Annotated in this window: 13 protein-coding genes; 3 read left to right on the top strand and 10 right to left on the bottom strand. The window is 71.0% G+C overall.

Annotation, left to right across the window (positions count from 1 at the left end; all coding sequences use genetic code 11):
* Positions 1 to 2: 2 nt before the first annotated feature.
* Both Q0863_RS16530 and Q0863_RS16525 read right to left on the bottom strand, forming a co-directional pair.
* The gene (locus Q0863_RS16530) at positions 3 to 1298 is read right to left on the bottom strand and encodes a HAMP domain-containing sensor histidine kinase (RefSeq protein WP_298581043.1); all 1296 of its coding nucleotides are present in this window, start codon (positions 1296 to 1298) and stop codon (positions 3 to 5) included.
* An 18-nt stretch (positions 1299 to 1316) separates the two neighbouring features.
* Complete coding sequence (locus tag Q0863_RS16525; protein ID WP_298581041.1) at positions 1317 to 2030, bottom strand: response regulator transcription factor; 714 nt, start codon at positions 2028 to 2030, stop codon at positions 1317 to 1319.
* A gap of 108 nt (positions 2031 to 2138) precedes the next feature.
* On the opposite strand from Q0863_RS16525, the gene Q0863_RS16520 reads away from it, so the two are divergent.
* Positions 2139 to 2483, top strand: coding sequence for a DMT family protein (locus tag Q0863_RS16520; RefSeq protein WP_298581039.1), 345 nt, complete (start codon positions 2139 to 2141; stop codon positions 2481 to 2483).
* 106 nt (positions 2484 to 2589) lie between these two features.
* Here the strand turns inward: Q0863_RS16520 and Q0863_RS16515 are convergent, their stop codons facing one another.
* The 5 genes from Q0863_RS16515 to nudE form a co-directional block, all read right to left on the bottom strand.
* Entirely contained in the window at positions 2590 to 2892 is a 303-nt protein-coding gene (locus tag Q0863_RS16515) for a DUF962 domain-containing protein (RefSeq protein ID WP_298581036.1), read from the bottom strand.
* Positions 2893 to 2905: 13 nt separating this feature from the next.
* The gene (locus tag Q0863_RS16510; protein ID WP_298581033.1) at positions 2906 to 3229 is read right to left on the bottom strand and encodes a YnfA family protein; all 324 of its coding nucleotides are present in this window, start codon (positions 3227 to 3229) and stop codon (positions 2906 to 2908) included.
* A 63-nt stretch (positions 3230 to 3292) separates the two neighbouring features.
* Positions 3293 to 4072, bottom strand: a complete 780-nt coding sequence (mazG, locus tag Q0863_RS16505; protein ID WP_298581203.1) for a nucleoside triphosphate pyrophosphohydrolase — start codon at positions 4070 to 4072, stop codon at positions 3293 to 3295.
* Positions 4073 to 4288: 216 nt separating this feature from the next.
* Positions 4289 to 5071 (bottom strand): 3'(2'),5'-bisphosphate nucleotidase CysQ, encoded by a 783-nt coding sequence (gene cysQ, locus Q0863_RS16500; RefSeq protein ID WP_298581201.1) that lies wholly within the window; start codon positions 5069 to 5071, stop codon positions 4289 to 4291.
* Between the two features lie 25 nt (positions 5072 to 5096).
* Positions 5097 to 5651: an ADP compounds hydrolase NudE gene (gene nudE / locus Q0863_RS16495; protein WP_298581031.1), complete on the bottom strand. Its 555-nt coding sequence runs from the start codon at positions 5649 to 5651 to the stop codon at positions 5097 to 5099.
* A gap of 38 nt (positions 5652 to 5689) precedes the next feature.
* Between nudE and bioA the strand changes: the two genes are divergently transcribed.
* Together bioA and Q0863_RS16485 are read left to right on the top strand one after the other, a co-directional pair.
* On the top strand, positions 5690 to 7081 hold the full coding sequence (bioA, locus tag Q0863_RS16490; protein ID WP_298581028.1) for an adenosylmethionine--8-amino-7-oxononanoate transaminase: 1392 nt from the start codon (positions 5690 to 5692) through the stop codon (positions 7079 to 7081).
* Between the two features lie 88 nt (positions 7082 to 7169).
* Positions 7170 to 7922: a 16S rRNA (uracil(1498)-N(3))-methyltransferase gene (locus Q0863_RS16485; protein ID WP_298581025.1), complete on the top strand. Its 753-nt coding sequence runs from the start codon at positions 7170 to 7172 to the stop codon at positions 7920 to 7922.
* 2 nt (positions 7923 to 7924) lie between these two features.
* On the opposite strand, the gene Q0863_RS16480 is transcribed toward Q0863_RS16485, so the two are convergent.
* The 3 genes from Q0863_RS16480 to Q0863_RS16470 all read right to left on the bottom strand — a co-directional run.
* Positions 7925 to 8395 carry a chemotaxis protein CheW gene (locus Q0863_RS16480; protein ID WP_298581022.1) on the bottom strand — a complete coding sequence of 157 codons (471 nt, stop codon included), beginning with the start codon at positions 8393 to 8395 and terminating at the stop codon, positions 7925 to 7927.
* Positions 8395 to 10110, bottom strand: a complete 1716-nt coding sequence (locus tag Q0863_RS16475) for a chemotaxis protein CheB (RefSeq protein WP_298581019.1) — start codon at positions 10108 to 10110, stop codon at positions 8395 to 8397. Before Q0863_RS16475 ends, Q0863_RS16480 begins: the two co-directional genes overlap by 1 nt.
* The coding region (locus tag Q0863_RS16470; RefSeq protein WP_298581016.1) for a response regulator at positions 10097 to 12907 on the bottom strand (2811 nt) is incomplete at its 5' end. The genes Q0863_RS16475 and Q0863_RS16470, both read right to left, overlap by 14 nt.

The following is a 12907-nucleotide window of genomic DNA, read 5'->3' as shown; positions in this document are numbered from 1 at the left end:
GCTCAGGAGGGAGCGATCGGGGAAAAGCGCAGGGTGGCTGTCGTGCCCTGGTGCTCCACGCTGTCGAGCCGCAGCTGCCAGCCGAAGCGGCGGACCAGCCGGTTGGCGATGGTCAGGCCGAAGCCCTTGCCCAGCGGACTGAAGGCGTCGGCGCGGAAGAACGGATCGTAGACATGCTGCAGCGTCTCGGCCGACATGCCGATCCCGCTGTCGCGCACCACCACCGCGTCAGCCTCCACGCGCACCTCGATACTGCCCTGTTCGGTGAAATTGCAGGCGTTCTGGATCAGGTTGCGCACGATCATGGCCAGCACGCTCGGCGGCGCGAACAGCTTGGGCGCCGCGTCGGCCGCGAGGCGCAGGTCGACCGGCTTGCCGAACAGCAACGGCCGCGCCTTCTCCACTTCGTCCAGCACCACCTCGCACACGTCCAGCTCCTCGCTGACCGGCGCGACGCCGCTTTCTCGGGCCAGCACCAGGAAGGCGTCGATCACCGCCTCCATGTCGCGCGCCGCGCGCTGGATGCGCTCCAGCGGACGGCGGCCGTGCGGCGGCAGCGACGGATCGGACAGCATCATGTCGCTGGCCACCCGGATCACGGTCAGCGGGGTGCGCAGCTCGTGGCTGGCATCGCGGGTGAAGTCGCGCTCGCGCTGCACGAACTCGGCAACGCGCGCGGACAGCCCATGCAGGGCGTGGGCGAGGGCCTGGACCTCGCGGCTGGGTTCCTCGGCGAAGCCCGACACCGCCAGCGGCGATGTCAGGTCGCCCTGGTTCGGATCCCAGCGCGCCACCTCCTCGGCCAGCCGGTTCACCGGCAGGACCATGCGGCGCGACTTGCGATACGTGAGCGTGGTGATCACCAGCGCGGTGAGCAGGCCCAGCAGGATCATGATCGCGGCTGAAGTTCCCATCAGCCTGTCCACCGACCTGGTGCGCAACACCAGGTAGAGGACGCCCTCGGGCCGCCGCTGCACCAGCACCGCCTTGTGCGAGCGGTACACGAAGTTCACGCCCTCCGGCAGCGATTCGACGTAGGGCGGCAACGTCCGCACTTCCCGCGCGGAACGGAAGTAGCCCTCCAGTGTCCCGGTCGACGGCAGGTGCGTGCCCAGTTGCGACCCGGACTGCCCCTGCCTGGCCCAGAAGGCGTCCGCCTCCACCGTCAGGCGCTGCCGGACCAGCGCGTCGCGCGTGATCAGGGTGAGCAGGCTCACGCCAAACACCACCGCAAGGACCAGCAGCAGCCCCTGGGTGACGAACGCGTAGCGGATCTTGCGGGGCAACCCCTGCGGCATTGCGTGTTTCCGCAGGGGTCAGGCGGGCGACTGGTCGATGTCGGCGATGCGGTAGCCCGCGCTCTGCACCGTATGCAGCAGCGGCTTGTCGAACGGCTTGTCGATGATCTTGCGCAGGTTGTAGAGATGGCTGCGCAGGGTATCCGAATCCGGCAGCCCGTTGCCCCAGATCTCGCGTTCGATCTCCTGGCGGTTCACCACGCGCGGCGACTCCCGCATCAGGATGGTCAGCAGCTTCATGCCGATCGGCGAAAGCTGCAGCTCGGTGCCGCCGCGGGTGGCGCGCATGCTGGCCGGGTCGAGCACCAGGTCGGCGACCTTGAGCACTTCCGAACCCACCTGCCGTCGCTCGCGCCGGATCAGCGCCCGCAGCCTGGCTTCGAGTTCCTGGATGGCGAAGGGCTTGGTGAGGTAGTCGTCGGCCCCGGACGACAGGCCGCTGAGCTTCTCGTCGAGCGTATCGCGCGCGGTCAGCATCAGCACGGGCGTGGACTTGCGCGCCTCGGCGCGCAGCCGCTTGCAGACCTCCACGCCGTCCAGGCGCGGCAGCATCAGGTCCAGCACGATCACGTCGTAGCTGTTCTCCACCGCCAGCCGGTAGCCGTCCAGGCCGTCGGAGGCATAGTCGACCTCGAAGCCGCGACCTTCCAGATATTCGCCCACCATTTCCGAAATATTGCGGTTGTCCTCGACGATCAGGACCAGCCCGCCGGTTTCCTGCCCTGCACGCATGTTTGCTTCCTCGAAGTGGTCTTCAGCTTTGTGAAAGGTGCCAGCCGGGCTGTACAAGCGCCGTGAAGACGGAGAATCTTCGCGCGCCCGCCATCGCCTGGATCTCCCATGCCGCCCTTCGACCGCCTCGTCCCGATCCTGCTGCTGCTCGGGTCCAACGTGTTCATGACCTTCGCCTGGTACGGGCACCTGAAGTACAAGTCCTCGGCCCTGCTGCCGGTGATCCTGGTCAGCTGGGGCATCGCCTTCTTCGAATACTGCCTGATGGTGCCGGCCAACCGGCTCGGCTCGGCGTTCTATTCGGCGCCGCAGCTCAAAGGCATGCAGGAGGTCATCACCCTGCTGGTCTTCGCCGGCTTCTCGGCCTGGTACCTGGAGCAACCGCTGAGATGGAACCACTGGGCCGGCTTCGGCCTGATCGTGGTCGCTGCGTGGCTGATCTTCATGGACTGAGGTTCGCGCCTGTCGCCGCTTCGGGCGGTCATTGCGCCCTGCCGCCAAGGCGCCGCCGGGGCGACACTGCGTCCGGCTCGCAGCCGGCATGCCGCCGCGTGCGTGTCTAGAAGCGGATCCTGCCGGTGAGGATGTCCTTGAACATCACCCAGTCGCCGGCGAACGAGTAGAACGGGTGGCGGAAGGTCGCCGGCCGGTTCTTCTCGAAGAAGAAGTGCCCCACCCAGGCGAAGGCGTAGCCGCACAGCAGCGCGGCCAGCAGCCACCACGGACTGCGCGTGGCCAGGGCCAGCGCGACCAGTACGATCGCGCCGCAGCTGCCGATGAAGTGCAGGCGCCGCGAGGTGCGGTTGGCGTGTTCGTCGAGATAGAACGGGTAGAACTCGCGGAAGCTGGCGAAGCGGCGCATTTCCGTCCTCCGGTCACGCGGGCCTGGGCGAGAACATGATGACGGCCATCCCTAGCAGGCACAACGCCGCGCCCAGCAGGTCCCAGCGCGTCGGCCGGACCGCGTCCACCCACCACAGCCAGGCCAGCGCCACGCTGACGTACACCCCGCCATAGGCCGCGTAGACCCGGCCCGTCGCGGTGGGGTGCAGGCTGAGCAGCCACACGAACAGCATCAGGCACAGCGCCGCGGGCAGCAGCAGCCAGACGCTGCCGCCCTTGCGCAACCACAGCCACGGCAGGTAGCAGCCGAGGATCTCGGCGATGGCGGTCACGGCGAACAGCAGCAGGGTCTTCATCGCGGGGAAACCGGTCGCGGGCGCCAAGTGTGCGGAAAGGGTGGAGCGGGCCGGCAGGCGAACTCAACCGCCCTCGCGCTTGACCCGCGCCCAGTACGCTTCCTGCGCGTCCAGCGGCAGGTCCTCCAGGCGCCGGCCATCGGCCTGCGCCAGCGATTCCATGCGCCGGAAGCGGCGTTCGAACTTGAGGTTGGCGCCACGCAGCGCCGCTCCGACGTCGACCCGCGCGTGGCGCGCGAGGTTGGCCGCGACGAACAGCAGGTCGCCGATCTCGTCCTGCAGCCGCGCCTGCGCGGCGGCATCGTCCGGCGCTGCGGCCACCCCGGCGAACTCGGCGCGGACCTCGTCGATTTCCTCGTGCAGCTTGTCGATCACCGGCGCGGGGCCAGGCCAGTCGAACCCCGTGCGCGCGGCGCGGTCCTGCAGTTTCACCGCGCGCTGCCATTCGGGCAGGCCGCGCGAAATCCCCGCCAGCGCCGAGCTGTCGGCATCGCCGGCGGCGGCGCGCTCGGCGCGCTTGATCTGTTCCCAGTTCGCCGTCTGCGCCTGCGCGTCGTCGATGCGCGCGCCGCCGAACACGTGCGGATGGCGGCGCACCATCTTGTCGCAGATCGCCGCGACCACTTCGCCGAACGCGAACGCGCCCTGCTCCTCGGCCATGCGCGCATGGAACACCACCTGCAGCAGCAGGTCGCCCAGCTCATCCTTCAACGCGGGCAGGTCGCCGCGATCGATCGCATCGGCGACCTCGTAGGCCTCCTCGATGGTGTATGGCGCGATGCTCGCGAAATCCTGCTCCAGGTCCCAGGGGCAGCCGCCGTCCGGATCGCGCAGGCGGGCCATGATGTCGAGGAGGTCGGCGACCGCGCGCTGCTGGTTCACGGCCGATGTCCTTGCATGGTGGTTCGGGCCGGGACTGGCCGTCGGGTGCGTCGATCGCCCCGGACGACGCGCAGCGCCTCCGGGCGGTGGCATGCCGCGCGCCGACTGCGGCGCGGCGCGGAAGATCCGGCGCGGGTCACGCGTCCCGGGAAGGCAGCGCCCGTCCGCGGCATGCGCCTACGCCTCCAGCCAGGACCGCCACGGCAACGAGCGGTCGCCCAGCGCGATGAAATCGCCGTTGAGCACGGTCGCGCGCTGGTTGTAGCGGAACGGCCGGCCCTGCGGATCGAGCACTGCGCCGCCGGCGGCTTCCAGGATGGCCTGGCCGGCGCCGGTATCCCACTCGCTGGTGGGTCCGAAGCGCGGATAGACGTCCATGGCGCCCTCGGCCAGCCGGCAGAACTTGAGCGAGGATCCCAGGCCGACCGGTTCGACCTCGCCCATCCGCGCCATCAGCGCCTCGGTCCGCGCGTCGCGGTGCGAGCGGCTCGCCGCCACCTTCAGCGGCGCGCTCGCCGGCGCACGCGCGCGGATCCGGCGTTCGCCATCGCCATCGCAGCGGAACGCGCCGTGCCCGGGCGTGCCGTGCCACAGCACGCCGGTGACGGGCGCCTGGATCACGCCGAACACGGCAACGCCCTCGTCGATCAGGGCGATGTTCACGGTGAACTCGCCGTTGCGCTTGACGAATTCGCGCGTGCCGTCGAGCGGGTCGACCAGCCACAGTCGGCCCCAACTCCGGCGGGTGGCGGCATCGACCAGGTGGGCGGATTCCTCCGACAGCACCGGGATGTCGGGCGTCAGCCGCTGCAGCCCGGCGACGATGCAGTGGTGCGCGGCCAGGTCGGCCTGGGTGAGCGGGCTCGCATCGGCCTTGTGGGTGACGTCGAAGCCGCTCTCGTAGATGTCGATGATCGCGGCCGCTGCGTCGCGCGCGATCGCGATTACGGCCTGGCGCATCGCCTCGGGCACGGGGCTTCCGGTGTCAGGCACGGGCTTCCTGCTTGATGTAGTGGTAGGCCGCGAACAGCGCGGCGATGGAACGGCCCTCGGAAAAATCCTCGCGCAGGGCGAGTTCGCCCAGCGCATCGAAGCGCCACGGGACCACTTCGAGTTCCTCGGGTTCGTCGCCGGGCAGGCGTTCGGGATACAGGTCGCGCGCCAGCACCACCGTGGTTTCGTGGCTCATGTAGACCGGGGCCAGGGTCAGGGTGCGCACCACGTCGAGGCGGCGCGCGCCGTAGCCGGCCTCCTCCTTCAGCTCGCGGTCGGCCGCCTGCAGCGGCGTCTCGCCCGCATCGACGCGACCCTTGACCAGGCCCAGCTCGTAGCGATGCAGGCCGGCGGCGTATTCGCGCACCAGCAGCACGGTGTCGTCGTCGAGCAGCGGCACCACCGCGACGGCGCCGTGGCCGCGGCCGCGCAGGCGTTCGAACTGGCGGCGCTCGCCGTTGCTGAATTCCAGGTCCATCCGCTCCATGCGGTAAGGACCGGCGTCATGCTCGGTGATGCCGTGGATCGTCGGCAGGCGGCGGCTCATGACGCCGCTCCGGAGGGCTCAGGGGCGATAATGGAGGCATGTCCAATCACGATGGTCCCATTCTAGACGAGGCCGACCACTGGCGTTCGCGCGACCTGGCCGTGCTCTGGCATCCCTGCACGCAGATGCGCGAGCACCCCGACGTGCTGCCGCTGCTGCCGGTCGCGCGCGGCGACGGCGCCTGGCTGGTAGGCCACGACGGCAGCCGCACGCTCGATGCGGTGAGCAGCTGGTGGGTCAACCTGCACGGCCACGCCGAGCCGCGGATCGCCGCGGCCATCGCCCGCCAGGCGGGGACGCTGGAACAGGTGATCCTGGCCGGCTGTTCGCATCCGCCCGCGGTGGAGCTTGCCGAGCGGCTGCTGGCGCTCGCCCCGCGCCAGGCCGGACGCGAGCCGCTGGCCAGGGTGTTCTATGCAGACAACGGCTCGGCCGGGATCGAGGTCGCGCTGAAGATGGCGTTCCACTGGTTCCGCAACCGTGGCGACGAACCGCGCCGCACGAAGTTCGTGGCGCTCCAGAACGGCTACCACGGCGAGACCATCGGCGCGCTGTCTGTGGGCGACATCCCGCTGTACCGGCGCATCTACGCGCCGCTACTGCTGGAGTCGGTATTCGCGCCCTCGCCCGACGCCTGGTTCGCGCGCGAAGGCCAGGGCGCGCAGGCCTGCGCCGAAGACGCCGCCGACGCCCTGGCACACCTGCTCGACGAACACGCCGGCGAGATCTGCGCGCTGGTGCTCGAACCGCTGGTGCAGTGCGCCGGCGGCATGCGCATGCACCACCCCGCCTACCTGCGGCGGGCGCGCGAACTGTGCGACGTGCACGGCATCTTCATGATCGCCGACGAGATCGCGGTGGGATTCGGGCGCACCGGCACGATGTTCGCCTGCGAGCAGGCCGGCGTCATGCCTGACCTGCTGTGCCTGTCCAAGGGCCTGACGGGCGGCTTCCTGCCGCTGGCGGCGGTGCTGTGCACGCAGGCGATCTACGAGGGCTTCCTCGACGATTCGCGCGAGCGCGCCTTCCTGCATTCGCACAGCTACACGGGCAATCCGCTGGCCTGCGCCGCGGCGCTGGCCTCGCTGGACATCTTCGACGCCGATGGCGTGCTCGACCGCAATCGCCGGACGGCGGCGCGCATGGCCGAACTGGCCTCGCCGCTGGCGGCGCATCCGCATGTGGCCGACGTGCGCCAGACCGGGATGATCCTCGCCTTCGAACTGTGCGAGGGCGGGCGCAGGGACCGGCCCTTCGACCCCACGCGCCGCGTCGGCCTGCATGCCTACAGGCATGCGCTCGAACGCGGCGTCCTGCTGCGTCCCCTCGGCGACGTGCTGTACTGGATGCCGCCCTACTGCATCGACGATGCGCAGCTGGACCTGCTGGCCGACGTCACCCGGTCCGCGATCGAGGCGGCGACCGCATGAGGCCGTCGACGGCGCCACGTCCGCGACCGGCCCGCGCCGCGGCGAACGACCCGGCGCGCACCGGTCCGCACCTTCCGGGGCCGCGCCCATGCGACTGACCCGGACCCACGTCGACCTGCCTCTCGTTCCCGGCGCGCGGCTGCGCCTGCCCGAGGAGGCGGCTGCCCACCTGCTGCGCGTGCTGCGCCTGCGCGACGGCGATGCCTGCGTGCTGTTCAACGGCGACGGGCACGACTACGACGCGCGCATCGCCAGCGCGGACAGGCGCGGCGGCGAGGTGGAGGTACTCGAGCGGCGCGCGGTGGACAACGAATCCCCGCTGCGCATCACCCTGCTGCAGGGCATCGCCCGCGGCGAGAAGATGGACCTGATCCTGCAAAAGGCCACCGAGCTGGGCGTGAGCCGGATCGTGCCGGTGGACGCCGAGCGCACCGAGGTGCGGCTGGAAGGCCCACGCCTGGCCAAGCGTCTCGCGCACTGGCGCGGGGTGGTGTCGGCGGCCTGCGCGCAGTGCGGGCGGGCGCGTCTGCCGGACGTGGCCGATCCGGTCGACATCGGCGGCATTGGCGACGCGGCCGCGGATGCGGCGCTGAAGCTGACCCTGGATCCGGCAGGAACCCATGCGCTGTCGACCCTCGCGGGCCTGGTGCCGGGCGGCGGACCCGGCGGCATCGCATTCGCCATCGGCCCGGAAGGCGGATGGGCGCCCCGCGACCGCGAGCATCTGCGCGCGGCCGGTTTCGAAGGCTTGCGGCTGGGTCCGCGGATCCTGCGGACCGAGACCGCCGGACTGGCGGCGATCGCCGCCCTGCAGTCGCTGTACGGCGACCTGCGCGGCTGACCTCAGGCGGCCAGCGCGCCGCGCAGGGCCAGTTCGATGCCGTCGATGTCGGGCACCAGCGCGGCTTCGTCATTGAAGCGCACATGCGCGAGCACGCCCGGCTCGAGCGACGTGCCGTCCGCGTCCGCGTCGGCCGACAGGCGATCGCGCGACACCGTCACCAGGCGCGGGAAGCCCCGCGTCAGCAGCGCGAAGTACGGCATGGTCGCCTGCCCGCCGAGGGTCTTGAGCACCACCACCTTGTGGCCGAGTCCGCCCTCTTCGCGGCCGTGGCCGCTGAACGGCGCGAAGGCCACCAGCGGCAGCCGCCAGCCGCGCCAGCGGATCGTGCCCAGCAGCCAGTCGGGCGCATCGTCGACCGGGTCGGGTTCGGCGTAGGACAGCACTTCGGAAATGGTGGCGTTCGGCAACAGCAGGCGCGCGGCTTCGGTCTGGATCAGCACGGCGCGGATGTCGGCAGGGGCGATGTTCATCACGGCATCCCGTTCGGATCGGTGGAGGGGCGCTCGCCCGACGCGGGCCAGCAGGCCAGCAGCCTGGCGGCCAGTTCGGCCGGGCTGCCGTGCGCGGCGCCGGCCTCGATCGCCGCTCGCGCGGCGGCCGGATCGTAGCAACCCTCGTCCGGCGTCTGGCCCAGCACCAGGCCGGCCCAGGCACCACCCGTCACCGCCGGCACCAGCGCGGCATCAGCACCGGACAGGAACACGACCGCGCTGTCGTCGGCCGGCAGCAGCGCAGGCTCCAGCGGTTGGCCGGCTTCGAAGGCCCAGCCCGGTCCCGCTTGGCGGATGCCCAGTCCCGGCGGCACGAAATGGATGCTGCCCTCCGTGGCCCGCTCGCCGGCATCGGCCACGCCCACCGGTGCAGAGGTCGCGCGCGTCATCTGCTTGACCAGCCGGTCGTAGCGGCCGCCTTCCAGCGGCAGCCGGATCAGGATCGCCTTGGGGAAGCCGGCCGGCAGCGCGGCCAGCAGCTGGCGCACCGCGTCCGGCCCGCCCAGTCCGGCCTCGATCAGCACCAGGCCGGGCGGCTTGCCGTTGCCGTAGCTGTCGGCATCGAGCAGCGACAGGCCCGCACCCAGCGTCTCCAGGTCGAACGTGCGCGCGGGCTTGTCCGCCGCCACGGGCGCGACCGGCACGTGGTCGTCCTCGACCAGGCTGAGGCTGGAGAAATCGAACCGGTCCGGCGCAGGCGCGGAGTCCTGCGGGGCGGCCGGACCGGCATCGGCATCGGCCTCGGCCACCTCCGCGTCGACCGCGTTGTCGGTCGAGTCCTCCACGCCTTCTGCGGGAATCCGTGCGCCGGCTGCCTGCGCGGCGAGGAATTCCTCGATTCCGCCCGGCGCGTCCTCCGCCTGTCCGGCGCGGCTGAAGCGCTCCGGGTCGAAGGAGAGGCCATCGGGATCGGTGGCGTCGCCTTCGTCGATCGACAGGGTCAGGGATTCGAAATCCAGGACGTCGAGGGCGTCCGACGTCTGTGTGGCGACGTCGTCGGCCTGTACCTCGCCGACTGGCGTCCACTCCAGCGGCGCGTCGGGTTCGAGGCCCGCGTCGTCGCCGACGGATGCAGCCGCATGCGCGAAACCGGCGTCGCCCTCTCCGGAACCGGCCGATCCGGTTGCCGCGCCGGCATCTGGATCGGCGACGGTGTCCAGCGTCCACTCCGGCGTCGCGTCCGCAGCCGCCAGGCCTTCCAGCCCGTCCTGGGGCACGTCGCCGGCGTGATCCTGCGCCTCGTCCGTAAGCGCGACGATGGCATCGTCGAAATCGACGCGGACCGGCTGCGCCGGCATCGGTTCCGCGGTGAGCTGCAGGTCGTCGACCACTTCCGCGCCGGCCGGCAGCACATCGTTGTGGCGATGCAGCTTGGCCGACAGGTGGCGCAGCCAGCGCGCCGCATCCCAGCCGCTGCGCTGCGCGGCCTGCTCGGCCTCTTCGAAGATGACCATGTAGCCGGGGTCGGCCAGTACGTCCTCGAAGCGCTCGATCGCGTCCTCGATCGCCGGCTCCAGCGCCACCAGCACCGCCTGCGGCTGCGCCTGGCGGACCTGCGCGGGATCGGCCTGCATCGGGTCGGCCACCAGCACCACCTCGGCGCCCGCCTCGCGCAACGCACCGGCGATGCGCTCGCAGGCATCGCCGGCCCGGGCCAGCAGGGCGACGCGGGGCGCGACCTCACTCGCGGCCATGCGAGACCTTCAGCAGTTCATGCACGTTGCGCATCAGCTCGGGCTCCTGGTACGGCTTGCCGAGGTAGCGGTCCACGCCCAGGTCGAACGCGCGCTGGCGGTGCTTCTCGCCGGTACGCGAGGTGATCATCATGATCAGCACGTCGCGCAGGCGCGGATCGGCCTTCATGTGCTTGGCCAGCTCGTAGCCGTCCATCCGCGGCATCTCGATGTCGAGCAGCATCAGGTCGGGTACGCGCTCGTCCATCCGCTCCAGCGCATCGAGGCCGTCCTTCGCGGTCAGGACCTCGAAATTGTGGCGCTCGAGCACGCGGCCGGTGACCTTGCGCATCGTCACGGAGTCGTCGACCACCATCACCAGCGGAACGCGGCGGCGCTCGACCTGCTGCGGCTCCGGCGCCGCTTCGCGCGGCAGCACCGCGTGGCGACGGGCCAGCGGCGCGACGTCCAGGATCACGACGACGCTGCCGTCGCCCATGATCGTGGCGCCGAAGATGCCGGGGATCGAGGCGACCTGCGGACCGACCGGCTTCACCACGATCTCGCGGCTGCCGATGATCTCGTCGACCGCCACCGCGGCGCGCAGTTCGCCCGAGCGGACCAGCAGCAGCGGCATCTGCAGGTGGCCCTCGGCGCGCGCCGGGGCGTGGCCCACGAGCTGGCCGAGGTCGTGCAGCGCGTACTCTTCTCCGCCGTAGGGATAGGCGGCGTCGCCCGAGGCCAGCAGCCCGCGCTCGATGCGGCCCACGCCGCGTACCGAGGCGATCGGCACCGCGAACTGGGTTTCGCCGATGCGCACGAACACCGCCTGGGTGACCGCAAGCGTCTGCGGCAGGCGCAGGGTGAAGCTGGTGCCCTCGCCGCGGCGGGTGGCGATGTCGAGCGAACCGCCGAGCTGGCGGACCTCGCTGGCGACCACGTCCATGCCGACGCCGCGACCCGCCAGTCGGCTGACCTCGTCGGCCGTGGAGAAGCCCGGCTCGAAGATCAGCATGTCCAGGTCGCCATCGCTGAGCACGGCGCCCGCGCGTACCAGCCCGCGGTCCTCGCCGCGGCGGCGGATCGCGTCACGATCCAGACCCGAACCGTCGTCGCCGATCTCCAGCACCACTTCGGAACCTTCGCGGCGGACCGCGATGCGCACCGTGCCTTCCTCGGACTTGCCGGCGCCGCGGCGCCGCTCGGGCGACTCGATGCCGTGCGCCACCGCGTTGCGCAGCATGTGTTCCAGCGGCGCGGTCATGCGCTCGAGCACGTTGCGGTCCAGCTCGCCCTGCGAACCGTCCAGCTTGAGCTGCACCTGCTTGCCCGTTTCCGACGCGGCCTGGCGCAGCACCCGGCGCAGGCGCGGGACCAGTGCGTCGAACGGCACCATGCGCGTGCGCATGAGGCCTTCCTGCAGGTCCGAGCTGACCCGCGACTGCTGCAGCAGCAGGGTCTCGTACTGCCGGGTCAGGTCGTCGAGCGTCTGCTGCAGGCTGGTCATGTCGGCCGCGGATTCGCCCAACGCGCGCGAAAGCTGCTGCAGGTTGGAGAAGCGGTCGAGTTCCAGCGGGTCGAAGGTCAGGTCGCGTGCGTCGCTTTCGCGCTGGTAGCGGGCGATGATCTGCGCTTCGGTCTCGATGTCCAGGCGGCGCAGCTGGTCGCGCAGGCGCGTGTTGGTCTGCTCCATCTCGTTCATCGCCGAGCGGAACGCACCCAGCTGCTGCTCGAGACGGGCGCGGTAGATCGCGACTTCGCCCGCGTAGGTGACCAGGCGGTCGAGCAGGTCGGCGCGGATGCGCACCTGCTCCTGGGGCGCGCGGATCGCGGTGTCCTCGTCGGCACCGATCTCCGGAAGCGGCGTCGACAGCGGCGCCAGCTCCGGCTTCGGCGCGGCCGGTGCCGCAACGGAGGTCGCGTCTTCCGCGGCCAGCAGCGTGCGGCCGCGGGCCAGCGCGTTGAAGGCGTCGATCAGCGCCTGCGGCATCGCGATCGCGCGCCGCTCCCCGACCCGCGTGACCATCGCATGCAGGCGATCGAAGCCGCCTTCCAGAAGGCCGATGCCGGTGCGGTCGAGCTCGCAGCGCTGTTCGACCACCGCCTCGAGCAGCGACTCCATGGCGTGGCCGAGCTCGCCGATGGTGAACACGCCCGCCATGCGCGCGCCGCCCTTGAGCGTATGCAGGTCGCGCTGCAGGGCGATCAGCGGTTCGCGCGCATCCGGCGATTCGCGCAGCTGGGTGAGCGCGGTGTCGGAATGGTCGAGCAGGTCGCCGCTTTCCTCGAGGAAGATGTCGAGCAACTCGATATCCAGCCTGGAGGTGTCGAACGGTTCGTCCGGATCCTCGCTGGCCAGGACGCGCGCCAGCAGCGCGGCCACGGCCGCGTCGACGCCGGCCGGCACGGCCGGATGTGCGGACGCTTCCGCTTCCGCGGGCTCGTCGGCGGTGGGCATTGCCTGCTGCGCGACGGAACCGGCGACGCTCTCTTCGGTGTCGGATCCGGACCACTGCGGCTGAAGGCGCTCTGCTTCGAGTCTCTCTGCTTCGACACGCTCCGCTTCGAGACGTTCGTCTTCGAGGCGCTCTGCTTCGACACGCTCCGCTTCGAGACGTTCGGCTTCGAGACGTTCGGCTTCGAGGCGGTCGGCTTCGAGGCGGTCGGCTTCGAGGCGTTCGGCTTCGAGGCGTTCGGCTTCGAGGCGTTCGGCTTCGAGGCGGTCGGCTTCGAGGCGCTCTGCTTCGAGGCGCTCTGCTTCGAGGCGCTCTGCTTCGAGGCGCTCTGCTTCGAGGCGCTCTGCTTCGAGGCGCTCTGC

This window comes from uncultured Luteimonas sp. (genome assembly GCF_947492465.1).
Lineage (GTDB): Bacteria > Pseudomonadota > Gammaproteobacteria > Xanthomonadales > Xanthomonadaceae > Luteimonas.
Note: the sequence above shows the minus strand (reverse complement) of the source record. Positions and strands in the feature narration are given on the sequence as shown.

Excerpts from the sequence above, each read along its gene's own strand:
- Q0863_RS16530 (WP_298581043.1), bottom strand. The coding sequence starts at position 1,298 with ATGCCGCAGGGGTTGCCCCGCAAGATCCGCTACGCGTTCGTCACCCAG.
- Q0863_RS16525 (WP_298581041.1), bottom strand. The coding sequence starts at position 2,030 with ATGCGTGCAGGGCAGGAAACCGGCGGGCTGGTCCTGATCGTCGAGGAC.
- Q0863_RS16520 (WP_298581039.1), top strand. The coding sequence starts at position 2,139 with ATGCCGCCCTTCGACCGCCTCGTCCCGATCCTGCTGCTGCTCGGGTCC.
- Q0863_RS16515 (WP_298581036.1), bottom strand. The coding sequence starts at position 2,892 with ATGCGCCGCTTCGCCAGCTTCCGCGAGTTCTACCCGTTCTATCTCGAC.
- Q0863_RS16510 (WP_298581033.1), bottom strand. The coding sequence starts at position 3,229 with ATGAAGACCCTGCTGCTGTTCGCCGTGACCGCCATCGCCGAGATCCTC.
- mazG (WP_298581203.1), bottom strand. The coding sequence starts at position 4,072 with ATGGCCCGCCTGCGCGATCCGGACGGCGGCTGCCCCTGGGACCTGGAG.
- cysQ (WP_298581201.1), bottom strand. The coding sequence starts at position 5,071 with ATGCGCCAGGCCGTAATCGCGATCGCGCGCGACGCAGCGGCCGCGATC.
- nudE (WP_298581031.1), bottom strand. The coding sequence starts at position 5,651 with ATGAGCCGCCGCCTGCCGACGATCCACGGCATCACCGAGCATGACGCC.
- bioA (WP_298581028.1), top strand. The coding sequence starts at position 5,690 with ATGTCCAATCACGATGGTCCCATTCTAGACGAGGCCGACCACTGGCGT.
- Q0863_RS16485 (WP_298581025.1), top strand. The coding sequence starts at position 7,170 with ATGCGACTGACCCGGACCCACGTCGACCTGCCTCTCGTTCCCGGCGCG.
- Q0863_RS16480 (WP_298581022.1), bottom strand. The coding sequence starts at position 8,395 with ATGAACATCGCCCCTGCCGACATCCGCGCCGTGCTGATCCAGACCGAA.
- Q0863_RS16475 (WP_298581019.1), bottom strand. The coding sequence starts at position 10,110 with ATGGCCGCGAGTGAGGTCGCGCCCCGCGTCGCCCTGCTGGCCCGGGCC.